This is a genomic window from Streptomyces aculeolatus, from assembly GCF_020400605.1.
GTDB lineage: Bacteria > Actinomycetota > Actinomycetes > Streptomycetales > Streptomycetaceae > Streptomyces > Streptomyces aculeolatus.
Genome location: NZ_JAINRD010000013.1, coordinates 88371 through 111715 on the forward strand (window position 1 = coordinate 88371; position 23345 = coordinate 111715).

The 23345-nt window shown below is 68.4% G+C and carries 25 protein-coding genes; 16 read left to right on the forward strand and 9 right to left on the reverse strand.

Annotated features, from left to right (window positions below; all coding sequences use genetic code 11):
- Positions 1-17: 17 nt before the first annotated feature.
- The 5 genes from LG396_RS21695 to LG396_RS21715 all read right to left on the reverse strand — a co-directional run bounded on the left by LG396_RS21695 (position 18) and on the right by LG396_RS21715 (position 6737).
- Positions 18-1259, reverse strand: a complete 1242-nt coding sequence (locus LG396_RS21695) for a lanthionine synthetase C family protein (RefSeq protein WP_225796028.1) — start codon at positions 1257-1259, stop codon at positions 18-20.
- Positions 1256-4162, reverse strand: coding sequence for a lantibiotic dehydratase (locus tag LG396_RS21700; RefSeq protein ID WP_225796029.1), 2907 nt, complete (start codon positions 4160-4162; stop codon positions 1256-1258). Before LG396_RS21700 ends, LG396_RS21695 begins: the two co-directional genes overlap by 4 nt.
- A gap of 248 nt (positions 4163-4410) precedes the next feature.
- Positions 4411-4563, reverse strand: coding sequence for an FxLD family lanthipeptide (locus tag LG396_RS21705; protein ID WP_308190117.1), 153 nt, complete (start codon positions 4561-4563; stop codon positions 4411-4413).
- 228 nt (positions 4564-4791) lie between these two features.
- A complete protein-coding gene (locus LG396_RS21710; protein WP_225796031.1) occupies positions 4792-5364 on the reverse strand; it encodes a GNAT family N-acetyltransferase in 573 nt (190 codons plus the stop codon).
- Between the two features lie 20 nt (positions 5365-5384).
- A complete protein-coding gene (locus LG396_RS21715; RefSeq protein WP_225796032.1) occupies positions 5385-6737 on the reverse strand; it encodes an NsdA family TPR-like regulatory protein in 1353 nt (450 codons plus the stop codon).
- 634 nt (positions 6738-7371) lie between these two features.
- Between LG396_RS21715 and LG396_RS21720 the strand changes: the two genes are divergently transcribed.
- From LG396_RS21720 to LG396_RS21755, 8 genes are all read left to right on the forward strand, one after another.
- Positions 7372-7563: a DUF5999 family protein gene (locus LG396_RS21720; protein ID WP_225796116.1), complete on the forward strand. Its 192-nt coding sequence runs from the start codon at positions 7372-7374 to the stop codon at positions 7561-7563.
- Positions 7564-7640: 77 nt separating this feature from the next.
- Positions 7641-8327, forward strand: a complete 687-nt coding sequence (locus LG396_RS21725; RefSeq protein WP_225796033.1) for a hypothetical protein — start codon at positions 7641-7643, stop codon at positions 8325-8327.
- Positions 8328-8661: 334 nt separating this feature from the next.
- Positions 8662-9342 carry a hypothetical protein gene (locus tag LG396_RS21730; RefSeq protein WP_225796034.1) on the forward strand — a complete coding sequence of 227 codons (681 nt, stop codon included), beginning with the start codon at positions 8662-8664 and terminating at the stop codon, positions 9340-9342.
- Positions 9343-9426: 84 nt separating this feature from the next.
- Positions 9427-10335, forward strand: coding sequence for a hypothetical protein (locus LG396_RS21735; protein WP_225796035.1), 909 nt, complete (start codon positions 9427-9429; stop codon positions 10333-10335).
- A gap of 286 nt (positions 10336-10621) precedes the next feature.
- On the forward strand, positions 10622-11506 hold the full coding sequence (locus LG396_RS21740) for a hypothetical protein (RefSeq protein ID WP_225796036.1): 885 nt from the start codon (positions 10622-10624) through the stop codon (positions 11504-11506).
- On the forward strand, positions 11503-11721 hold the full coding sequence (locus LG396_RS21745; RefSeq protein WP_225796037.1) for a hypothetical protein: 219 nt from the start codon (positions 11503-11505) through the stop codon (positions 11719-11721). Before LG396_RS21740 ends, LG396_RS21745 begins: the two co-directional genes overlap by 4 nt.
- A 343-nt stretch (positions 11722-12064) precedes the next feature.
- Entirely contained in the window at positions 12065-12502 is a 438-nt protein-coding gene (locus LG396_RS21750) for a class I SAM-dependent methyltransferase (protein ID WP_308190118.1), read from the forward strand.
- A 357-nt stretch (positions 12503-12859) separates the two neighbouring features.
- Positions 12860-13159 carry a hypothetical protein gene (locus LG396_RS21755; RefSeq protein WP_225796039.1) on the forward strand — a complete coding sequence of 100 codons (300 nt, stop codon included), beginning with the start codon at positions 12860-12862 and terminating at the stop codon, positions 13157-13159.
- 388 nt (positions 13160-13547) lie between these two features.
- Here LG396_RS21755 and LG396_RS21760 read toward each other — a convergent pair whose 3' ends face one another.
- On the reverse strand, positions 13548-13799 hold the full coding sequence (locus LG396_RS21760) for a hypothetical protein (RefSeq protein ID WP_225796040.1): 252 nt from the start codon (positions 13797-13799) through the stop codon (positions 13548-13550).
- 211 nt (positions 13800-14010) lie between these two features.
- On the opposite strand from LG396_RS21760, the gene LG396_RS21765 reads away from it, so the two are divergent.
- Positions 14011-14997, forward strand: a complete 987-nt coding sequence (locus LG396_RS21765) for a hypothetical protein (protein WP_225796041.1) — start codon at positions 14011-14013, stop codon at positions 14995-14997.
- Between the two features lie 104 nt (positions 14998-15101).
- Positions 15102-16046 (forward strand): terpene synthase family protein, encoded by a 945-nt coding sequence (locus tag LG396_RS21770; RefSeq protein ID WP_225796042.1) that lies wholly within the window; start codon positions 15102-15104, stop codon positions 16044-16046.
- A gap of 205 nt (positions 16047-16251) precedes the next feature.
- On the opposite strand, the gene LG396_RS21775 is transcribed toward LG396_RS21770, so the two are convergent.
- A complete protein-coding gene (locus tag LG396_RS21775; protein WP_225796043.1) occupies positions 16252-16482 on the reverse strand; it encodes a hypothetical protein in 231 nt (76 codons plus the stop codon).
- 96 nt (positions 16483-16578) lie between these two features.
- Here LG396_RS21775 and LG396_RS21780 point away from each other — a divergent pair, with 96 nt between their 5' ends.
- Together LG396_RS21780 and LG396_RS21785 are read left to right on the forward strand one after the other, a co-directional pair.
- Positions 16579-17262, forward strand: a complete 684-nt coding sequence (locus LG396_RS21780; RefSeq protein ID WP_372483545.1) for a helix-turn-helix domain-containing protein — start codon at positions 16579-16581, stop codon at positions 17260-17262.
- Between the two features lie 274 nt (positions 17263-17536).
- Positions 17537-18832: a tyrosine-type recombinase/integrase gene (locus LG396_RS21785; RefSeq protein WP_225796044.1), complete on the forward strand. Its 1296-nt coding sequence runs from the start codon at positions 17537-17539 to the stop codon at positions 18830-18832.
- A 66-nt stretch (positions 18833-18898) separates the two neighbouring features.
- Here the strand turns inward: LG396_RS21785 and LG396_RS21790 are convergent, their stop codons facing one another.
- Positions 18899-19375 carry a site-specific integrase gene (locus tag LG396_RS21790; protein WP_225796045.1) on the reverse strand — a complete coding sequence of 159 codons (477 nt, stop codon included), beginning with the start codon at positions 19373-19375 and terminating at the stop codon, positions 18899-18901.
- Positions 19372-20421, reverse strand: coding sequence for a hypothetical protein (locus LG396_RS21795; protein ID WP_225796046.1), 1050 nt, complete (start codon positions 20419-20421; stop codon positions 19372-19374). Before LG396_RS21795 ends, LG396_RS21790 begins: the two co-directional genes overlap by 4 nt.
- Positions 20422-21007: 586 nt before the next feature.
- On the opposite strand from LG396_RS21795, the gene LG396_RS21800 reads away from it, so the two are divergent.
- The 4 genes from LG396_RS21800 to LG396_RS21815 all read left to right on the forward strand — a co-directional run bounded on the left by LG396_RS21800 (position 21008) and on the right by LG396_RS21815 (position 23339).
- Entirely contained in the window at positions 21008-21415 is a 408-nt protein-coding gene (locus LG396_RS21800) for a hypothetical protein (RefSeq protein ID WP_225796047.1), read from the forward strand.
- 298 nt (positions 21416-21713) lie between these two features.
- Positions 21714-21920, forward strand: coding sequence for a hypothetical protein (locus LG396_RS21805; protein ID WP_225796048.1), 207 nt, complete (start codon positions 21714-21716; stop codon positions 21918-21920).
- Positions 21921-22209: 289 nt separating this feature from the next.
- On the forward strand, positions 22210-22395 hold the full coding sequence (locus tag LG396_RS21810) for a hypothetical protein (RefSeq protein WP_225796049.1): 186 nt from the start codon (positions 22210-22212) through the stop codon (positions 22393-22395).
- 99 nt (positions 22396-22494) lie between these two features.
- Positions 22495-23339 (forward strand): IS5 family transposase gene (locus tag LG396_RS21815; protein ID WP_225796050.1). Its coding sequence is split into 2 segments (ribosomal slippage): positions 22495-22848 and positions 22851-23339, totalling 843 coding nucleotides; the frame shifts between segments, so codons are not numbered across the junction.
- The last annotated feature ends 6 nt before the right edge of the window (positions 23340-23345 follow it).

The window sequence follows — 23345 nt, forward strand, 5'->3', positions numbered from 1 at the left end:
GTTCGGTCGGCGGTGCTTCAGGCGATAAGGAGGCAGGCATCCCACGCCGTGCGGGGCGGTGCCGGGGCGCTGGAGGCTAAGACCGCCAGCGCGATTCCCGCGGCTCCGTCGAGGAGCCCCGGATCTCCCTTCACCGAGACAGCGGAGACGGGGTTGGTGCCGGGCTGGCAGACGGCGTTTAGAAGGGGCGGGATGACGGCCCGGAGCTGCGCGGTGGTTGAAGGGTGGGCGTCGCCGGCCACGCGCGAGGCGACGTGAGCGAGGCCGGCGAAGCCGTGGCACAGGCCGCTGTCGGTGGTGGCCTTGAGCTGGGCGGGATCGGTGAGCGCTGCGGCGAGGGTCTCCTCCGCGTCTACCTGGCGGGTGGGGTCGTCCAGCGCGAGGGCGGCGAGTTGCTGAGCGCGGGCCAGTCCGGCGGTGCCGTAGCACCAGGAAGGTCGTCGCGGGGCGGAGGGGGTAAGACCGTCGGCACGCAGCTCGGCCCGCGTGACCCAGTACGGCCAGGCCCTGCGGCCAGGAGGCTCCTGCCATCGGTCGAGCCAGGCCAGGATGGTGCGCATCGCGTCGTGCTGCCCCTTGACGAGCGTGCCGCGGCGGGCGGCTAGAGCAAGGAGCGCGAGAAGTCCCCCGACGCCGTGCGACATGCCGTGGTTAGCGTGCCCTCCAGAGAACCGAGCGCCTGGTCGGCCGGTGGGAGAAGTCGAGACCCACCAGCCGGGAAGAGTCTCGCCGCGATCAATGAGGGGTTCGGTCAGCCGGACGCAGTAGTCCAGTACGTCACGCAGAGCGGGACCGGCGGGCTGGCGGCGCAAGAGGTAGGAGCCGTAGCCGCTGAGGCCCCGGATCACGTCGAATTCTGCAAACTCAGGGAGCTGTTCGGCATCGAGGCGTCGGTAGGCCGCCGAGAGGCGCCGACGAACGTCCCTGACCACCTGCTCGTCCAGCTTGCTCAGGGCACGCTCATACTCGCGCGGCTGATGGTCAGCGGCGCAGGCGACGGCATGCGCGAGGGCAGGTGCCCCGTAGAAGGGGTGGCTGTCCGGTCCGCTCGTGACGGGCTGTCGGGTGGCAGCAGCGAGCCAGTCCCGTGCGCGGCTCCACGGCGCGAGACCAGCCGCCGCGCGCTCGATATGCAGCAGCGCGATGCCCGGCAAGCCGTAGGCGAGGTGCTGCCGGTCCTCGAACGTCACCGGGCTGGTTTCGGGGTCGGCCAGGGCGTCAGCGATGGCGGTCGAAAGAGCCGCGGGAGTGGTGATCATGGCCGTGGTCCCGCTCCCTTCCCTGCTCGGGCCTTCCAGGCAAGGGCCGCGGCCCGAGCGAGGTAGAGGCAGATGCTCTCTTCCGGGAAGTTCACCGCGACGTGCCGTACGAAGTGGACGTGGATCAGCGACGTCAAGACGTCGTCGAGCGCCATGCCTTCGGTGTGCGGACCTGGCAGGTGCGGCCGGTACGAGGCGAGTGCGGCGGCGCGGTCAGCCCAGGCCGTGACGATGCCTGCTCCGCCTGGCTCGTGGCGCAGCGCCGCCCACTCGTCCGTGGGATCGGCGAACCGTACGGCCTCGACGAACTGCCGTCGAAGCACGGGTTCGGGCGCCTTCGCGGGAATGTGGTCGATCAGCCACCGCACCCCTGCCTCCACGCTGCCGAGGAATCCTGCGGTGATGGCGACGGTGTGCGCGGCAACCAGGGCCCGCGGAGGCGGGCGCTGCCGTTCGCGGAGCTGGGCGAGGACGGCACGTGAGTCGGCGCGGAACGCCTCTTCGGCTGCCTCCCACGCCGGGCCTGAGCCCCACCGGCCCATCTCGCGGAACGAGGTGGGATAGCGCAAGTCCGACAGCAGCCCAGCGGCGCGCAGATCGTCAGCCCAGGCGCTGACGGTCCGCGCGGTTGCCCCGAACTCGTCAGGGGACGAGAGGGCGATACGCAGGCGAAGGTGCGGATCGGGGTCGCGGAAGCGGATGAACCACCACGGCGGAGTGCCCAAACGCCTCAGCAGCTCCGGCAGATGCCGCGCCAACAGCTCGTCTTGGCGGCGGGCGTCACCGTACAGCGCAGCCAGCAACACCGGCGCGGCGGCGGGCGTCTGCACCTGCCCCGCAGAGAAGACCCGGGCGAGGCTAGGGGCGGGCAGCGCAGGCCACCCCGCTGGCCGGGTCGCTTTCAGCGGCACGACGATCTCGTGCGCGTGCCCGTCACACCACCCGTATGCACTCGGCTCCGGTCCCTCTTCAAGATGGGCCGTGCCCGCACCGTCGAGATGGGCGCGCAGCAGCGTCCGGTGGCCGGCTTCGTCGAGGTCGAGGAGGAGCCGGCGATCGCCTTCGACGAGGAAGACCCGCCGCGGCACCCGCCGTCGTTCCCGCCAGTCGACGAGTGCGGCATCCCACGGGGAGCCGGATAACTCAGCCGCGTCCAGCCGCCACCGCGCCGGCGCGAGCACCGTCCGTCCGTACCGCAGCCGAGGAAGGAACGGCATCACAGACGCTGCGCCCCAGTCGAACACGGAGACCTGAGCAGCCTGGGCGCGCGACAGCTCCGTGAGGAAGCGAACCAGCGGGGGAGTGTGCGTGCGGAGGTTCAGCGCATGCAGCCCCAGGGCTTCGACGCGCTGCCCGCGCCCGGGAGCGGCCAGGTACATGCGCCGGCCGTCGCAGGCCACCGCCAAGTCGTCGGGGGTGAGCACGTCCCCGTCATCGTCGGCGAGGTGCTCCTGGACGCTGATCAAGGCCGGGAGGACTCGCGGGGAGCGGGTGACGTGAGCGCTCGCGGGCAGCAGCGGCGGGAAGGAGAGCTGCGCGAGCAGGCTGTCCTCGTCGGCTGTCGGCAGGTCGGTCAGCTCTGCGGTCAGGGCCTTCCGGTCCTCTCGGGCCAGCACGCTGAGGAAGCGGCCGGTGGAGACACCGGCGCCACGAGAGACGCTGGCGACCTCCAGCCGGAACCGACCGCGCTGGAGGTCTTCAACGCTAGCGGCATCAACCCGTACGCCGACTTCGAGGTGCGGCGGCACACGTGGCTGCTCGGGGCCGATATCCAAGCCAGCAAGGTGTTCTTCGGTGAGGACGACTTCGTGACTGCCGTCCAGCGCGGCGCCCTGCGCGATCCGCAGCAGCGTGTCGTCCCGGGCAGAGAGGCGTACTCGGCCGGCGCCGGACGGCGCCCCGGGGTAGCCGTCCGGGAAGCCGATGCCGCTATCGGCGACCACGTCGTGCAGCGGCACCATCGTGCCGATCCCGTACCGCTCGTAGAACCGCTGATGGTAGGCGCGCCACGCCTCCGTTCCGAACGGGTGGGCACAGACCCGCGTCAGCACCCAAGCGGCACGCTCGATCTCGCGGGCCACCGTCACCGGCAAGTCGAGTTCGACGCCCAGACGTACATCCAGGGCGAGCGGGTGGTGCCGCAGCCCTGGCACCAGGGCACGCATCCGGGCTGCAACGTGATCCCGTCCGGCACGCCTACCGCACTGGTCCAAGCCGGCCTGGACAGCACGTAACTCCCGTACCGTCTCCGCAACCGAGGCGAATGCGGTGACGTCGACCTCGTCGAGGCGTTCGAGGAGATAGCCAAGCGCGTCGGTTGCGGTGCTCGGCGCGTGCAGGTTCGTGATCAGGACGCGGCGCTTGAGGAGTTCACCGAGGAGGGCCTGCACCCGCTCCGGGGCCGTGGCAGGAAAAGCGGCAGAAAGCATGTCGACGAGCGCACCGACCGGAATGGGCCTACGGGCACCGGCAAGAGCCATACGCACCGGAGCCGTCGACTTCAGCGACACTTCAACCGCACGAGCCCGGCGCCCTTCCGCGTACGGCACGATGAGCCGGTCCCCGCGGGTGGTGACAGTGTTGTTGACCACCACGGGCAGCCTTTCAACCAACTCGGAACATGCCTCCAGCCGGGCGATGACCGCGTTCAACCACTCGGCGCCAGCACGGGCTGTTACGACATGCGAGCCGCCCCACTCAGCTCGCGCCCGCGTTGCGAACATAGCGGTCGTCACCCCGGCGAACAGCCCGAACGGAGTCGGGCGGTGCTGCGCCCGCAGAACATAGCGGGCCACCGACAGCACGGCCTTCCGAAGCCTCCGTGCCTCGGGAACATCAGTTGCACACAAGGCATCAACCTGCGTGGCAAGAGCGGGACTTGCGTGACGCAGCCCTTCGGCCACGCCATCTATCACCCACACGCCCCGTAACCACCGTGACTGCGCGCCCCTCGCCGCCGCCGACCGGTCGTCCAGATCCGGCCAGGGCGGTATCGGCAGGGTCGGCCTGGTGACAGCGCGTACGAGAGCGGTAGAGCCGGACTGAAACGTTGGCGCAGCCAACACGAGCCTCCGCAGGAGACGAGGGAGCGGGGCAGGCAGTCGGTGCCGCCGGCTCGCAGCGACGGCACCGACGCAAACGGTCAGAACCTCTAGGCGACGTTCGTGGTGCAAGCGCCGCAGGTGCTACCGCAACCGTCGTTCGTGATGCTCACCAGGCCAGCCGTATCGGCAACCTCCACCAGCCTGACGTCCAGTTCGAAGCCATCCGGCACGCCCGCCTCGGAGCCATGAGCGCTGAGCACGGCGTCGCTGGGTTTGGTCGTGATGTTGGGACTCACGTCAACTCCCTGGGTATTCGGACACTGCTTGTGCATTAGAGCCCTCGACGAGAAGCGTGACAGCGCGCGCCGGCCGCAAAAGGCTCTTGACTTACGTCTGATGGCGATCGAACACCCTCCACCGATGTCGGTCATGATCAGACATTCTTGGGACGGTCGTGCCGTCGTCATCGGAATCCGTTTCCGCTGTATTCAAGGCGAGGGCAGGTCGCGGTCCTTCTCTACCTTCCACTCACGATCGAGGATCGCGTGGACGATGGAGTCACGCCACTGCCCGTTCTTCCTGATGTGCTCTCGGATGCGTCCTTCTTCGGTCATCCCTGCCTTGAGCATCGTTCTCGCGGAGGCTTCGTTGAGCGGTGAGCGGGCGCCCCAGATCCTGTGCAGGCTGAGGTCGTCGAAGCCGAGAGTGAGCACGAGGCGGACCGTCTCAGAGCCGTATCCGATGCCCCACAGATCAGGACGCAAAGCAAACCCGAACGTCGCGCCGGCCGGCTGGTGTGGGTCCATGGCTAGGCGCACGAACCCGACCAGCTCACCAGTGTCGCGTTCTGTTACGGCCAGGGCGTACTCAGCGCGTGGCGTGGCCGCTGCTGTTGATCTTGCCCAAGCCACCACTTTCTCGACCTCATCCCGGCTGCGAGGCGGAAAGCTCAGATGGGCGGTCGCTTCGTTGCTGCCGTAGATGTCCAGGACGCCATCGACGTCGTTGGCGGTGATCTCGCGGAGAGCCAGCCGAGGCCCGTGGCGGTTGACCGGATACATACCGGGACTCTATTCCGCTGCTAACGGGGGAGGGCGAGGGTGGGCTGGCTGCTGAAGGCGGCGATCTGTTCACGAAGGTCTCTGGCCGTCACGGCGGTGCGGATCGGATCCGTAGTGAGAGCCGTGCGTACACGCTGTGCCGAGCTGATGATGCCGTGATTCCGCTGGCCGGGCGGTAGGGCGAGAACCGGTTGGACTGCGTCCGCGGCTCCTTCCAGGTCACCGGAGTAGAGGCGGGCGAGGGCCAGGTTCGACTGGGAACCGGCTTCGTCGCCGAAGGCCCAGTGCGGGTTCGCGTGGTCGCTGAAGCCCTGCACGGCGTCTTCGGCCCGCTGGATCAGCTCGGCGCCGCCATTGCCGAGAAGTACATTCGACTCGACCTCGTAGTACCGGTGCTTGATCTCTGGGTAGTAGTAGATCCCGCCGAGGTCATCCAAGTCGTCGGGCGTCGTTGCCTCGCGCAGCTCGGCGGCTCGGTGGTTGGCTGCCTGGACCGTGTCGTGGTCGCCAAGGGCGGCGCCGGCTCGTGCTTCGAGGCCAGCGAGCCAGATACAGACGCTGCCGGGGAAGCCCGGGGCCGCGGCGGTTCCCTGGCGGGCGTAATGCAGGGCATCCTCCGGCCGGTCGGCCCAGTATGAGATCAAGGACTGCAAGCCGCGGACCCAGGCGCTCATGGCACTGTGCTCGGCCTGATTGGCACAGACAGAGGCTGCTCTGGCATGGCTCATGGCCGAGTGCGGATCGCCGAGGTCGTGGCACGCCTTGGCCAGCATCCCCGAGGTGAGAGCCGACATCAGGTAGAGATCGCGGATCTGGGACGGCCGGGCATGGCCGCTCTCGATCAAGCGGAAGGCGGAGTCCTGGAGATGCACGAGGTCGTCCAGAAGCTCGGATAGTGGAACGCGGACATAGATCCCGCTGATTCGCCGGATCTCTTCTTGGAGGTAGCTCAGGGTCTCCGGGCCTACCTCGTTCTGTTCCGCGCCCATGGCGAACGTTATTGCGCGCCTTGAGGCCATAGCTGCGTTCCGTCCCATTCTCTGCAGGTCCGCGTCGGGGGTGACGTGGAGCCGTTCGTTCTGTGCGTTGGCTGGCACCGTGGTTCGAGTCACGGCCTCCACTTGCGCTTCAGCGAGGAGCTGAGTGATCGGCCGTTGGAAGAGCCGGGTGAGGACACGGCGCGCCTCGTTCTGCGGCGTCACCTTTCCTAAGTACCAGCGCTCGAAGGTGGAGTCCGAGATCGTGAGGGTGGCCAGTGAGGCATCCCCCGTTTCGCGGGCCAGGCTCCGTGCCGCCTTTGAATACTCGTGGAGAAAGGCGCCGTAATCCCTCCAACCTCGTTGGTCGATGAGGACCCGGAGGAGTGTGGCCATTGTGCGTCCTCCTCTGCCAAGTGCCAGCGGTCAGAACGACCGTACGACTCCGATGCCCCCGAACGGGCTCGCTCAGGCGTCCTCGGCGACTCTGACCCAACTCTGACGTGAGTCTGCCCTTGAGAGTCACACCCATCCGCCACACTGACGCCGGTCTGACGGTGGATATGCCCTCCGATCTGGCACCACCATCGGCACCTCAACATCGCTGAGTACGCGAGACATCGCATACCGCAACCAGGCGGCGCGGACGACCGAGGCTACGCACCTCACGATCAACGCCCTTGAGCGACCGCCGCCGATACCCAGACCGACCGCGCACAGGCGGAGATCACGATGGCAGCCAGAGACCTGGAGATGGGTCACCAACCCCACCCGTTGCTGCACCACTTGGTCGTCGACACCGAGCACGACGGACGTGTTGGCGTTCTGCGGGCTGTTGCGCCCGATGTGGACGACATCCGTCTGGAGTCGATCTTCAGGGTGCCGGTTGCGCCGCCGGTGGCCTGGCTCCGTGCGGAGGCCGGGGGGACGGAGTGGACGACCCCCCTCGCCGCGATCGGAGAGGTACCCGACACCCCGGGGACAGCGCGTGAGCACAGCGTGGACGACGGTGGTAGGGAGGGCGCTGATCGTGTGTAGTCACCAACCGCGCTGTCCCGGTGCACAGTCGCCTGGCCGCGACGCGGCGAAGCGCGTGCGGCGTGACTGGTCGCTGGGCTTGAGCCGGTTGTGCAATGGGGTGTACCTCTTCGATGACACCGGCGAGTTGCTGCCCGACGGCCGTGTGATCAGCCCGCGGCGACCGGGTCGGGGGGCGTTATGACTGCCCGGGGCCGTCGCTATCAACAGGGTATGCGGGTACCGGCGATCGCCCGGTGGACCGGTGAAGCGCCTCTCCCGATGCGTGTGACGCGCCGGTGGCTGGCGGGTCTTGGTGGTGAAGGGCTCGGCTACGAGGGTGAGCTGCCGACCGACCGCCACCGAGGGCTGCTGTGGGAGCGGGTTGCGGAGGCGGAGGGCGAGGGGCGTGTGCAGATCGGTCTCGTGCACGGGCCCCGCCAGCGGCGGGCGATGAACCACCGGCTGTGCCAGGTCTGTTTCGCCCGGGCCGCGCCTGCGGGGGAGCCGCTGCTGTTCCTGGTCGCCGGCACCAGGCCCATCACCACCGGCGATCGGCTGACGTCGCCTCCCATCCACGCGGAGTGCGCCGAAGATGCCGTGCGCGACTGTCCCGATCTGGCGGACGTCTACTCCGCCGCTCTGGTCCAGCGCGCGTCGAGCTGGGGTGTCGCCGGGCTTGCCTACCAGCCGGCCACGCTGAAGCCCCGGCCCAGTCGGCACCGGACCGGCCTGACCCTGCTTCCGTACTACGCTCCCGCCGCGGACCTGCGCTGGATCCTGGCGGTCCGGGAGGCCGTCACCGTCCACGGCTGCACGCCCGTGCGCCTGGAAGACCTCGCCAGCGAGCCGCAGACCGCAGGTGGCCGGTTGTCGCCCGACCCGCCGCCGCGGTTGCGCGGTGGCTGGCGGGTGCCGGCTCCGCCGCACCGGCACCGGTGTCGCAGACCCCGCCCTGCGGGGTGCTGAAGCCCCTGCTGCCTGCCGGATGCCGGGCCCTCACTGCTCTGAGGAGGACCTTCCCCCGGGTCCTTTGTCCTTCCCGGCGGGCAGCAGGTCTCCACCGCGCGCGGTGGATTTCCCAACTTCTGTACGAGTTGCGTCTTTTGGAGTCCCGTTTCTCATGTCCCCCGCTTTTCCGATCCTGGTCTGCCACACCGCCGGGTCTGCGTACGATGACCTCGCGCGGCAGGTCGTCCGGATCGCCTCGCAGGTCGCGCCGGTCGTCGAAGACGTCACGGCGTTGCGGCTTCCGCCCTCCGTCGAGTTCCATCTCGTCTCCCGCCGGGGGTGGATCCGGCGCATGCGCACGTACGCCGAGTGGATCGCCCGCAAGGACCAGGTGACCTACGGGTCGGACTTTGCGGGGGTGAAGTGGCTCAGGCGCAGGTTCAAGGCGATCAAGACGAGTTGGCTGGACATCGCCTCCACCGTCCAGGCCGAGCACGGCCCGGCTCAGGTTCTCCTGTGTCCGGTGGGGTTGAAGCACGCCGGTGTGTACAGCAACCAGGCGCGTCTGGTCGAGGTGATCGCGCGTGAGCTGTGTCAGGTCGCCCAGCACCACACCAGCTCCGACACGCTGCTGGGCGCCGTCAACACCTCGGTGGCCAGCCGCCGCGGGCTGGCTGAGCGTGCGTTGCGGCCGGTGGTGCAGGGCCACGCGGCTTGGTGTGCCGAGAAGGTGCTCGCCGACCGGTTCGGCGAGCACCCCCGGGTCGGGCTCACCAAGCCGCCGAGCCGCCGTCATGCCCGCCGCGCTGGCAGCGCTCCGTGCTGCCAGGAGCGCCGCGAGGCCGACGCCGGCGCCGGGTTCGTCACCCAGGTGCTGACCGGTGCCGGGCAGTGGCCGGCGCTCGACGTCGGACAGTTCAACGACCTGTTCAGCGCCTTCAGCCTGATGCCGTCGCCGGCGGAGCTGGCCGCGCCGGACCGCTGGCGTGATCGTGTCCAGTCCGCTTGGGACCGGGACCGCAGCGCTCGATGAGCGGTGCGGGGGCCGCGTCCGCTGCCCCCGCACTTCCTTGCCGTACCCCACCCTCTTTTCTCTTCACTGATCAGGAGTTTCTTCGTGCCTCCAACCGAGGTTGTTGTCCAGCAGCTCGCCGGCCGCGATCACCATGGGTTCGGCAGGCGGATTAAGTACCTCGCGGAGGAGTGCGTCCCGTGGGTCGAGCCGGTGACGGGGCTGGCGCTGCCCGAGCGGCTGGTGATTCGGCTGCTGGACCGCACCGCCCTTCGCCAGACGATCATCGACGACCAGGAGCGGCTGGTGGCCGCAGCGCTCGCCGAGGCCACCGGCGACCACGACGTGGACAAGGTGATCAAGCTCAACCGCGCGATTGCGTCGGTCAGCTCGCGGATCGCCTGGTGGGTCGCGGGAGGGATCACCTACACCACCGCGGCCGGAGACCCGGAGATTATGATCACGCCCGGCACGTGGCGGCACCACGGACAATACCGGGACGACGACGCCCTGATGGCGATGCTGTCGCACGAGCTGATCCACCCGGCGCAGTTCCACGCCAGTGGCGGGCGGCTGCCGGTGATGGACACCGGCCCGCTGGGCAAGGATCTGGGGCTGGCGGACCGGGAGATCAAGACGGTGGGCGAGGGGCATGCCACCTACTTCGGCGTGCGCATCGCGACGAAGGTGCTGGGGGGTAACCCCGTGCTGTGGGTCAAGGGCCGTCGGTACCGGCGTTCACTGCGATACAAGCTGATCGGCGGCATGATCTCCCGCCTGCCCATGGCCAAGAAGGCGGGGAACGCGTACAACAACGGCGCGTGGTTCACGGCCCACGTGCTCGACGGCCTGGGCGAGCTGCCCGGCCTGGACCAGCGCGCCTTCAACGGGCTGTGGGCGCGGCGGGACCTCTTCCCCGACGCCGACGAGATCCGCTACCCCGACACCTGGCTGAAGAAGGTCACCCCGGAACTGACCCTCACCTCTTCTGCCGCGCCTCCTCAGCCCCGCTGACGACAAGGAATCGGACGGAGCATCCGACGGCAGCGCCCCGCTCACCGGTCCGACGAGATCACGCGACCTGGGACGCACCTGCCACCGCGCGCCCTGACGAAAGGCAGGACCCCGGGGGTGCGGTGCGCGCCGTGCCCCGGGGTGCGGTCAGGGCCACACCCGGGGCACGGCCGCCGAGGAGAGAACGAGGAACACCTGTGCACCCGCACGGGCACATCGGTGCACCCCTGCGCCCGCAGAACCCGTACTCGCAAGAACCCCTGTACTTGCAAGGAGCACTCCTTCGATGACCACCGACATACACATCGACAACCAGGCTGGGTTACGGCACGCCGAACTGGCCGGCCGGCTGCAGACGATCACCGACCGGTGCGCGCCCGAGGTGGCCGGGGCCGTGGGGATGGAACTCCCCTCCGCCCTGACCATCCGCTTGCTCACCCCGCGCACCTGGCGCACGCGCGTCATCGGCAACATGCGAGAGAGGGTCGCCGCGGAAGTTCGCGACCTCGCTCCGGACACGAGCGCGGCGAAGAAGGCAAACCAGCAGGTGGGCGTCCAGCGCTTGTCCCTGCGCCTGGTGTGGATGCTGCTCGGCCCCCGGACCGTGAGGCTCGCGGACGGCACCAACGAGATCTGGTTCGCGCCGGACTCCGCCCGCCACGCCGGCCTCTACGACAACGAGGACGAGCTGACGCTGGGCTTCGCACACGAGTTGATCCATCCCGCGCAGCAGCTCTACGCACCGCTCCTGGCGACCGTCGACACCCCGTTCCCGCACCAGCGGGGCTGGGCCGGCCGCGCAGTCGCGCCGTTCATCGAGGGGCACGCCACCTGGGGCGGCATGCAGATCGCCACCAAGATCCTCGGCCACACCCCCCACGAGGACGGCAAGATCCCCCAGGGCCGTTCGTTGCAGTCCCGCTTCTGGGGGAAGCTGTTCAGCCCGATGCGGAAGGCCCGGTACGAAGACCCGCTGACGTTCTTCGACCAGGTCATCGAGGGCACCGACGCCGACCCGGGACTGGGGATCGAGCGCTTCAACGGAGTCTGGGCGGACATCGAGTGCTTCCCCACCGCCGAGGAGATGTCGAACCCGCGCCAGTGGCTCCTGCGCGTCCGCCCGACGCTGGCCGCAACGGACCCGGCCACGCGCCTGGGAGACCAGCGGTGAGCCGCCACAAGCGGGTCCCGGACCAGGAGCAGGAGCAGGAGCAGGACCGGTCCCAGGAGCTGCGGGGGCTGGGCCTGTGGCCGCTGTTGTGGCTCATCGCGGTTGTGATCGCCATCCCCTTCGTCGTTCTCGGGGACCCCGCCCGCGGCGCCGAGCCGGCCGGCGCCCGCACTGGTGCCTCGGCAGCCAGTGAGAACACGGCGGATCGCTGGTAGCGCACCGCCCGCGCTGCCGTGGTTCCGCCAGCCCCGCCGGAGCACCGTTGGTGGGCTCAGACTCCGCCGTTCGCTCCTGGGGCGGTCGCGACGGCGGAACGCCGGGCCGCCGGCTCTTACCGGCCGGCGGCCCGGCCCTGATCACCACGTCACGGTCGTACCCGCCCCAACGCTGCGGGCCGCGGCCACCAACTGCACCACGAATAGGGAAAATACTGTGTCGCTATACGCCGATCCGGGCGGGATTTTTGCCGGTACCGCCGGCTTCTACTCGGTCCGGCCGGGCTACCCGGACGAGCTGCTGGACCGCATCAGCGCACTGGCCGGTGGGCTGGGTAGTCGGGTGCTCGACCTCGGCACCGGTACCGGCGTCGTCGCACGTGCGCTGGCCGCCCGCGGCCTGGACGTGCTCGCGGTGGACCCTTGCCGCGAGATGCTGGAAGAGGCCAGCCGTCTGGCGGCGGCCGACGGCCAGGTGATCGAGTGGCGCGAGGGCACCGCCGAAACCCTGCCGACCGGCCTGGGGGCCGTTCGATCTGGCCGTCATCGGAGACGCCTTCCACTGGATGGCTCGCGAACAGGTGCTGCGTGTCCTGGACCAGATCATCGCGCCGGGCGGGTGCGTAGTGCTGCTGTCGCACCGCTGGCCGGGCTACCCCCGGCCGTCGTGGACCCCTGTCCTGGAGCGGGTCCGCAGCCGGCACCTGGGCGCGAACCGGCTCGCGGGACCGACCGGCGAATTCACGCGACCGCAAGCCGATCACGAACGCGTCTTCCGTGACTCGGAGTTCGGGCACCTGACCCGGATCCACCACCGACTACCTCATCGACGTCGACCTCGACTGCCTCGTCGCCTGGCAGTGGTCCCAAGTCCACTTCTCACTGCCGCTGCTCGGAGCGGGACAGGTGGCCTACGAGGCCGACCTTCGCACCCTGCTGCGCACCTGGCAGCCGACCGAGCGGTTCCGCGAAATCAGCCAGGCCCATCTGCTCATCGCACGCTGCGGAGACGAGCACTGACCTGCCACAAGCTCCCGCCGCTCGCCGGGGACGTTTCAAGCGGCCTTCGGACGGCGAGCGGCGGGCCTCCACTTCTCCCCCCCGGGACCAACCCGCCACGCCCCTCCTCGGAGCAGCCGTGACCATCGCCCTCCTCTTCGACCTGGCACCGTCCGCTGTCATCGTGGCGGCCGTCGTCCACTTCTGGAGAGGCCGCGTCGGAAAGCACCAGATGGACGGCTGGCTGGCCCTCGCCTACGCCCTGTCCACCGTCGGCAACGTCATCACCCACGACCGGACATGGGCCGGGATCAGCGCCGGGTGGTGCGCCGTCTTCGCGTGGCTGTGGTGGACCAGCGGTGACGACACCAAGCGGCGCCTGAAGAAACTCACCTCCGGCTTCCGGGCCGTCCTCCGAATCGCACCCAAAGGGGCCTGATGTACCCCAACGCAACGCCGCCAGTGCGTCGACGGCCCGCTCGTGCCCGGCACTGCCCGCGGCGCGAGCACCACCGCCAACGACGAAAGCGCCTCGCCGGCGTGCTCTCGGCCTGCGCCGTACTGCTCATCATCGCCGCCGCGAACGTAGCCCCGCGGCTACTGCTGTAGCTGCGGATTCGGCACCCGGGGCCGCCCTCGGTGGGGACAGGCGGCCCCGGGCCAGCCCGGTCTCCCGAGCGGGCAACAACCCGCCCGCGAAGGAAACCGGGCCCTCGGGGGTGGATCACCGAGATCAGGACACGGGCACGGTGATCCGCCCCCCCCACTCGAACCTCACCACATGAGAAAGGGGAAACGCGATCCTTCACAGGAACCCGCAAGCCAGTTCACAGAACCGCATAAGACTCCGCAACCCGAAATTCCGCAAGCTCGTCACCGCAGCGAAGGAACAGAACTTCGGCATTACGGGCGGCGTCGCCGTCTATCTCATATGCCCCCAGTGCACGGAGAAACTTACCTTTTCCAGGCATGTTGCGGAGCACGATCTCACCGCCTACCGAAACTATGTGAGCCGAATACGAGCCCACGGCCTGGTCTATGAAGGCCGCGGCGGCGAACACACCGCCCGACTTCGTCACACGGAGACGCAACACAGCAGCGGCGAATCCTGTGCGAACAACGCGCCGTCCCGCCGAAAGTGCAGACCAAAGAAACGTATCAAACAGAACAAACCCTGATCTAGGCGACCCAAAAACCGCAAGATATCCAACCGCTCGCCCCCGGGCGGGCGCGGAGATCAGATATCTCACCCATCCGCAAACAGAGTCTTCGACCGGAGCAGTCTGCCTCATGCCACACCCCAGCGACATCCACGTAGAGAACGAAGCCGGCCGCCGCCACAACGACCTCGGCCGCCACATCGAGCGCATAGCCCGCGAGTGCGGCCCGCTCGTCGAAGACATCACCGGCCTGCTGCTGCCCCCACGCGTAGCCATCCGCCTGGTCACCGTCGGCGGATTCATCGACGCCTGCAAAGAGCACCGGGAGCGTCTCTTCACCACCGAGATCCAAGAACTCGCACCCTGCGCAGAACACGTCCGCGCAGCGCGCCAGCAGTTGCAGAACAAGCAGAAAGCAGACGGCTTGTTCTGGCTGTGGTCAGGAGCGCAAACCATCCTCTCGGCTGAAGGCAGCACCGAGATCCTCATGGTGCCCAAGGGACTGCGCCACGCCGGGCGCTACCACGACGACTGGTGGCTGCACCTGGCCCTGGCCCACGAACTGTGCCACCCGGCGCAGCAACGCGCCTCCGCAGGCACGTTCATCACCCTGCGCAGTACCCCATTCCCGCAGGAGCGCGGCACCGACAGCCTGGCCCTGGCCGAACTGACCGAAGGCCACGCGATGTGGGCGGGCCACCAGGCACGCGCCAAGCTCCTGGGCGCACCACCGGCCCACCAGCCCGAGCCCAAGACCTCCTGGCTGTACCGCAAGTACCAGGCGAAACTCGCACCGCCCGCGTCTTCCACCGACGCCGTCTACACCGGCGGAGAGGACTTCACCACCTACGTGCTGCGCCGGCTGGGAACCGGCGCCTTCAATCTCCTCTGGCCGCGTCTCGACCTCACCCCCACCCACGCAGAGATGACCACCCCGGATATGTGGATGAACCGCATCCTCCCCTTCCTCCTCGCCGACAGAGGGAACGGTTCGACGCACAACCAGCCCGGGTTCTCAATCGCAGCGCAACTGCCCGCTGGATCCGTGAACATGACGCCCCATGAGGGTGAGCCGGGACCGAGCGCCGATCCGCGGGACAGCGCCAACGAGAACTGAACTGCGCCCGCACTTCACCGCGCCCCGTCGGGCTGAATCATGCGCAACAGCCCGACGGGCCGCTCTACCCACCCCGCAGTACGGACACCTGACCTGGAACTACGGTGCTCACTCGCGAACATTTCTGGATCCCCGCCGGCCTTCCCCACCACGAGGATGAAGAACGCATCAGGGAAGACCACTTCCGCTGGCTCGTCGACACCGGACTGCTCGCCGAGAACCAGGCCCAATGGTTCGTCCGATCCTCCCGCATCACCGAGCTGATCTCCCTCATGGCACCAACCGGCCTCTACCCGGAAATCGTGTACGTCACGAACACAGCGGCCTGGCACCTTCTTGTCCGGGAACTCTTCGAAGCCCCGGACAGCCTCCGCCTGACCGAACACAAGGAGTTCGTCCGTACCGTCGTCGCGTCCATCGACGCCCGAACACCCCCCACCACCCAATGGCACACCGCCGCGATCCTGTGCACCAACGCCCTCACCGCATCCAAAAGCCCGGAATGGACCCGCCGGCACAAGCAGCATTGGCGCAGGTTCCTGGTCAACTGCCTCGAAGACGCCCGACCCGAACCGCCGCGCGCCGACTTCGCCGACTGCCTCCGGCGCCGCCGTATCCCCGTGGGCACCGCCGTCATCGACAGCGCCGAAGCCCTCGGCCGCTACGAACTGCCCCAGGACATCGCCGGGCTGCCCGAGCTGGAGCGCTTCCGCCTGGTCACCACCGACATGTGCGTACTCGCCCGCGACCTACTCCGCCTCGACCGCGAACTCACCAACACCAACAACGCGGTCGTCGCCTACCGCACCCAGCACTGCCTCGACTGGTCCGACGCCCAAACCCAGGTCCTGGCCATCTACCACCGCCGCCATCGCGAACTGCACGAACTCACCGCCCGCATCCCGTACTTACGCGCCGTCACCAGCCAGCCCCTCACCGACCAGACCAACCTCCGGACATACCTCCACGATCTTTGGCAGGTCACCCACGGATTCGCAGCAGCCCACCTCACCAACCACCACCATTGGACCCCGTTCCACACCCGATGACGACCGCTCGCACCGTCGAAGCGGTTCCTCGCCAACGTCGAGTTCCTCACCGCAGACCTGCAACGGCTGGCGTTCAAGATCGTGCAACCCGGGCTGTGGTGGTCTTCTGTCGATCTGGGTGCCACGGCAGCTCCCAGGCGGACCCGGGCCCTCTCAACGCCACAATTGCCAAGGCGAGTTCAGTGCAACCGGACGCCTCCATCATTCATGCCGCCAGACCCAGCAGTTTCAAAAGGTCCGCTGTCACAACCCGGTAGGTGTTGCCGACTCTCAGCAGCTTGCAGGGGTAGATGTTCTGCTTTGCCAATTCGTAACCCTTGCTTCGTCCCAATCCAAGTGCTCGGTTGGCAGTATCCAGGTCCACTGCCACAGGTAGTGCGAGCAGTTCGTCCCGACTCATACCCTTGGGCTGCCGGCTGGGGGTGTCCTTGCGCATCTTGGCGTACTCCTATCGCTACAGCCGTCGGCGAACATGTCCCTCACGTCCGGCTCCAGGCCGCTGATTCAAGAATGGCCAAGGTATTGTGTCAGCGTGACACAACTGGATTCGGATGATGAAGAAGATGTCCCGGAGTGGGCGGACAGGGTCAAAGCCACCGTGGCTGGCGAAGTCCGCCGAAGAAGGAAGGCAATGGGGTGGAGCGCTCAGGACCTGGCAGACCGAATCGCACAACTAGGGCACCCGATCCCACGCAACGTGATCGCCAACATGGAATCCGGCCGGCGCGCCACCTTGCCCCTGGTGGACGTCCTGGTGCTGGCAGCCGCGCTGGAGACCTACCCCCTCTGCCTGATCTTCCCCGTCGGATACGTCGAGAGGGTTCAGGAACTTCCCCTCCAGGAACTCGTCCCTACCTGGGAAGCGCTGCAACGCTTCACGGGCGAGGAGGAAGTCTCCACCCATGACTTCGGGCTGGTTCCCGACTTTGATTACCACGCCAGCCTCGTCCGAGACGCCCTGGCGTCCGCGGAAGAGTCAGATAGCTTCCGGTTCACAGCCAGGACCGCAACCTCTCGCGCGCAGCGTGAGAAAGCCGAACGCAAGCACAACGATTGTGAAGACCGGCTAATCGCCGCCAAAAGCCAACTCCGGAGCCTCCGACATGAGATCCGAGAAAGTGGCGCCGTACCCCCCAGCCTCCCGCACGCCCTCCAAGACGTCGAACCTCCCGAACACACGGTCCTCCCCTCTTCTGACGGGCCACCAGAAAGGTGATGCATTGGCAACCGCCCGACGCGGTGGTGGTATAACGAAGCGCTGTGAGTGTCGCGGCGACAATGGCAAACTTCTCGGCACCTCATGCCCGCAACTCGCCCGGAAGAACCACGGCCGACCCTCGATCCGGCAGGAACTACCACCGGGCGAAGGCGGAGGCCGGCGCACCTTCCGCCGCACCGGCTACGAAACCGTCACGGACGCCCAAGCCGACCTTGACCGGCTCCGGACAATCCTCGACCTACCCGGTGACGACGAAGACGCCGCCCGCCGTGTGGGTGACCTCCTTGCCGACATCGCGAAACGCCGGGCGCCGATACCGAAGCCCGAGGAGGTATCCCGCCGGCTCGGCGTCGGCATCCCGCTGAACGGGCAGCGGACCGTCGGCGATCTACTGGACGCGTGGCTCGCAGCGAAGCGCAAGGCGCGGCGGGCGGGAACGACGAACGGCTACGACGGCCACGTGCGGAACTACCTGCGCCCCGCGCTCGGGCACTACCGCTCGGACCGGCTGGGCGTGCAGGCGGTGCAGGACATGTTCGACGAGATCGCCGAGCACAACGACGTCATCAGGGCGGAGAACGAGGCGCGCCGTGAACAGGTGGAGCGCTGCAAGTGGACGAAGCCGGGCCGGCCGCCGACCGTCGAGCGGGAGCGCCTGGCGGTGGAGAAGGCGCGCCTGGCGGAGATGAAGCCGTTCCGGCGGATCGCCGACCTCGGGACCCAGCACGCCATCAGGCGGTCGCTGCGTGCGGCGCTCAACTGGGCGATGGCCAGGCCCGAGTACGGGGTGACGTTCAACGCCGCGGCGCACGTCGAGCTGACGACGTACCGACGGCCGCGGGGCTTGCTGTGGACCCAGGAACGTGTCCAGCGCTGGCGCCAGTCCGGCGAGATCCCGTCGAAGGTGATGGTCTGGCGTCCCGACCAGCTCGGCCAGTTCCTGGACGCCGCCGAATCCTCCCGGCACTACGTCGGCTTCCTGCTGGTGGGCTACCACGCGATGCGCCGCAGCGAAGCCGTCGGCGCCGCGTGGGAGGACCTCGACGCCCAGGCGCGGGTCTTGATGGTGTCCACGGCGGTCACGGTCGACGGCTGGACGCCAGTCGAGTCGGAACCGAAGACGGACGGCAGCGCGGCCCCGGTATCCCTTGACGCCGGGACCCTGGCGGTGTGCGGGGAGCACCGGAAGCGGCAGCTCGCCGAGCGGGATGCGCGGCTGGCTGCTGGGCTCCCCTGGACGGACTCCGGGAAGATCCTCACCAACGAGGACGGGACGCCGATCCACCCCCATGTGCTCAGCGACGAGTTCGAGCGGATCCGTGACAAGGCCGACCTGCCCCCGATCACCCTGCGGGACCTCCGGCACGTCGGGGCCGGGCTCGTGAAGGCGGCCGGCGGCGACATCGACGACGCCAAGGTGAAGCTGCGCCACCAGAGCGTGCGGCTTACCAGTGACACGTACATGGTCATGTTCCAGGAGATGGAGCAGACCCTGGCCGAGGGAGTCGTCGCCGTGGTACCCCGGGCGAAGAAGTCCGACGGCGGGAACGCCTCGAAGCCAGACTGAACGCGGGAGCGGAAGGCTCTCGTAACCACAGACGGCGTGTCTCCGCTGACCCGAAGGCTCTTCGGACTACGGCGGCGATCGGTGGACACTGGGGGCGCCCTCTTCCTCGCTGGCGCTCTCCAGGTAGTCCAAGAACGAGTTCGCCGCGCAGAGGGTGCTTGCACGCGAGTTGGGGGCGTACGGCGGCCCGCTGCGCACACGGTGGCTGCCCTGGACCCACCGCCAGGTTGGCGCCGTCTCCAGGTAGATCCGGAAAGGCCCGACCAGGCCGACCCGCGCTGCCATCGGATGAATGCCGTGATTGCGAGTGAACTCCTCAAATACCCTGAGTCCACGGGCGTACGACTTCTGTGTGTTCGCGCTGCGCTGGCTGGCGATCCAGTTGCCGGCCAGTATGGGGAGCACGTCGTCCTCGCCGTAGATGCCGACCAGGTGCGCGGCCAGCTTCTTCGCGTGTTCCGGCCAGTGCGCCCGCGGATCCGCGCTCCGCGGCGCGAGGCCGCCGGTCGGCGGCACAGCCGGGGAGGCGGCGGAGGCCGTCACCGGTCTGTCTCCGACTCCGTGGCCGGCGTGTCCGGTTCTGCTGCCAGCGCCTCCGCCGCGGCGTGGTCGCGGCAGTCCGCGCAGTGCCTGGGTGTCGGCTCGTCGTCTCCGACGAGCATGGGGAGCCCGCAGTCTGTGCACCGGAGGACCTGGGAGGGGGCGAAGCGGGAGCCGCATCCGAAGCAGTACAGCATCGTGTGCGGAGAGGAGTCGGCGAACTCCACGTTGTCGACCAAGGAGTCGGTGCCACAGTGCGGGCACAGCGTCACGCTGTGGAGGGTCCTGTCTTCCAGGAAGCGCTCCAGTTGGTCGTCGGCGGACCAGTCCAGGCCGCAGAAGGCGCAGCGGGTTGCATCGGGATCGAGCAGCAGGGCCCGCTGCCCGCACTCGGGGCACTCGACGGCCTCGGCCACCTCCGGCTTCAGGCGTTCCATGCGTTTCCTGACATATGCCGCAATGTTGGTCAGGCCATCGCGTACCCGGTCCAGGTCGACCTCTGCCTGACGCCGCTCCTCCGGCTTGAGGTTGGGCAGAATCTCCCCATCGAGGAAGCGCACCAAGAAGTCCAGGACCTCGCCGGCGCGGGACTCGACGACCGGCACTTCCTTCGCCAGCCCGAAGTGCTGCAGCGCATTGCGGTCTTTCGCCAGTGCCTTGAGCGCGTCCGCGTCCTTCTCCTCGATGGCGACCCCAGCGATGTTGCGCAGCCGCTTCACCGTGTCGTCAGTGCTGCAGCTGTCGAAATCGGCCTTCTGGTACTTCTCCAGGGTGGCCTTCCCGGGCTCTCGGAACACCAGGGACCAGTGCGCTTCGAGCAGCCGGGCCTTGAGGAGCACTTCGGCCGCGGCCTGCAGGTGCAGCACCGCGTACTTCACGTCCCGGGGCAGCACCACCGCGCTGTACTCGTCCAGGTGCTCGACGACGCTGACGAGGTAGTCGATGCCGTTTCGCACTGGCGGGAAGTCCAGCTGCCACGGGGTGGAGGCGCGCCGCCACCCCGGCGGTATGGACGGCTTCCCCGTGGTGGTCCGTTGCTCTTCTGCCACCAGGCCCCCTCCCAGCCGCGTGCGGGCCGCGACGCAGGCCACAGGATAGCCGTCATAAATCTGATCATTCGGCGATCCTGGATTGGCATGTTCACCGCAGGTGGCGGAACTCATTCTGCTGGCCCGCTGCTGGCCCGAACGCTCCGGAACTGCCCTGGACTGCGAAGCCAGTGGGTGGACTAGGCGGCATGTCGGCTAGCGCGATGACCAGGAAAAAGTGGCAGCGTCCGACACTGGACAGCAACCATTGGGAACCGGTGATACCCGCCATACGGGAAGAATCTCAGACTTTTAATCCGTTGGTTGTGGGTTCGAGTCCCACGCGGCCTACTGCTCCGGGCCAGGTCAGAACGCATCTGATCTGGCCCTGACTCGTCTCCGGGGACCGTGGAGATCGATAGCTCGGCCGGTGCTCGGCGGAGATGCAGACGATCACGCCAGAGGACGGCGCGCACGGAACGGCCCCGGGTGTGGAGCCGATACCCACCTGGGCGCGGGGCGGCGGTGTTGGGGAGCGGGTGGTACGTGCCGTTCCATGAGTACGGGTACTCATGCCGGCGGGAGCCGCGGGGAGGACACTCCCCGCATGGGACTGCTGCTGCACTGGCTCCTTGACATCGCGCTGGGCACGGCGCTGCTGCGGTGGACGCAGCTCTGGGCGATGGGTTCGTTCTACTGCCTGCTCAGCATCGGCTGGCGGCACAAGCAGCGAACTCCCCCGACCCGGCGCAAGCTCCTCGCCTGGCGGGCGGGGCTGACCGCCGGCGCCGTGACGCTGCTGGCGACGCCCCCGCTGGTCATCTGGTTCGGGATCACGCACGGCTTCTGGATCACCGTGACCGTTCAGGCGGCCCTGTGCTGCCTACCGCTCGCTTTCCCCGCGCGCGCCGCCTGGCGCCGCCGCCCGTGGCGACCCCCCGAACCCGAAGTCCGCCGCCCCTGGCCCCCGCACCCGGACCCGGACACCCCGGAACCGCCGACGCCTGCCGCGTAGCCGCACGTCACCCACCGCGCGCACGGAACGGCTGGGGGAGCGTATGCGCCTCCCGCGCGCGTCCTCCGTCCGCGCGCCGACGGGAGGGCGCACAGCCGCAGTCTGGTGCCGGAGGGTGGCGCGCGTCGGGTGTGCGTGGGGGCGTGCATGGGGCATCGGGTGCAGTTGGGTAGCGGGTGCGCTCGGTGGTTCGGGTGATCGTCGACTGCGGTATCAGTGGCTGGGCGGGCGGCCGGGGATGAGGGCGGGGACAGTACACGCCGGGGAAGCGCGCTTCCCTGCGACACAGGAGGATGCCATGCGTCGTCTTACTCTCTCGCTGGCCACGGCCGTCCTGGGCCTGGGCGCCCTGTTCGGCGCGGCCGGTACCGCCGCGGCACACCAGCAACTCATCACTCCGGATCGGTGCGAGGCTGGTGGCGGTCAGGTCATTGAGAGCGGCACGTCGCCGACCGGCCTCGGGTGCGAAGGCGGGACGTACAACGGGGCCTGGGTACTCGGCTGACACCGGACGGGCCATCACCCCGGTAACGCCCTGAAGGGCTGGCCGCGGCCGACGAGCGCAATACCCCGACGGCGGTTCCGCGGTCGCGATCAGCGATTGAACGGCCCCGGGAGCGTATGTACGCTCCCGGGGCCGTCCTCGTTCCGCGGTCAAGGCCGCTTGCGCAGCTCCTCCACCCGCCGGCGGTACAGCGGGCCCGCGGCGCAGGCGCTTAGCGGGCTAGGCCGTCTCTTCCGGATCTTGGGTCGGGCGGACTTCGCACGCTGCCGCGCGCACATATATTGGGGAGGTGGACGAAGCCGAGGCGAGCGGTCAGGTGTGGAGGGACGAGGTCCGAGCGCGGCCGACGGCTGAGCAGGATCGGGATGCCCTGGCTCGTCTGGTCGAGGTGGACGCAGACTCCTTCGAGGTTGAGCTGTACGAGCGCGCGGCAGATCCCCAGGTGCTTTCGATTGATCGCGCGCAGAGGTCGTAGGCTGGGCAGTACGCCAGGCGCCTGCGGCGACGTCGAGAGCGTCAGCAGCGCCAAGGAAGTTGAGCAGTAGCCTTCCGACCATCTGATCGTTGGGCTGGTGTGTCGTTGACTGACGCCCAGTGGGCGAGGATCGAGCCATTGCTACCGGCTAGGACTCCGAAGCGGGGCGGGCGGTGGCGTGATCACCGCCAGGTGATCGATGCGATCGCCTGGAAGTTCCAGACCGGGTCGCAGTGGGTGCACCTTCCTGCCGAGGACGGATCCTGGAAGGGGGTCTATACGAGGCTCAGGAACTGGGCCATCGACGGCACCTGGGAACGTGTCTTCACGGCACTTCTCGCTTCGGCCGATACCGACGGCGACCTGGACTGGGTCATCGCAGTCGACTCCACGATCGTGCGCGTGCACCAGAACGGCGCCGGGGCCTGCAAAAGGGGGCCCTGCCGGACGAACCCGCCGACCACGCGATCGGGCGTTCTCGTGGTGGGCTGACTACGAAGATCCATCTCGCCGCTGACAGCCGCTGCCGCCCGATGTGCTTCGTGCTCACGCCCGGCCAGGCCGGAGATGCGCCGGCGTTCGATCAGGTGATGGCTGCCATCCGGATCCCGCGTCCAGTCGGCAGACCCAGGACCAGGCCCTTCGCGGTGCTGGCGGACAAGGCGTACTCATCGCGAGCCATCCGGGACCACCTGCGACGACGCGGAGTTCGGACTGTGATTCCGCAACCTGCCGACCAGATCGCCAACCGCAAGCGCAAGGGCCGCGGCGGCGGGCGCCCGCCCGGATTCGACCGCGAAGCCTACAAGCGACGCAACACCGTCGAACGGTGCATCAATCGACTCAAGCAATGGCGTGGTCTGGCCACCCGCTACGAGAAGACCGCCACGGTCTACCGCGCCGCCCTCCTCATCGCGGGCATCTTCCTGTGGTCCGCCCGCTGAAGAAGG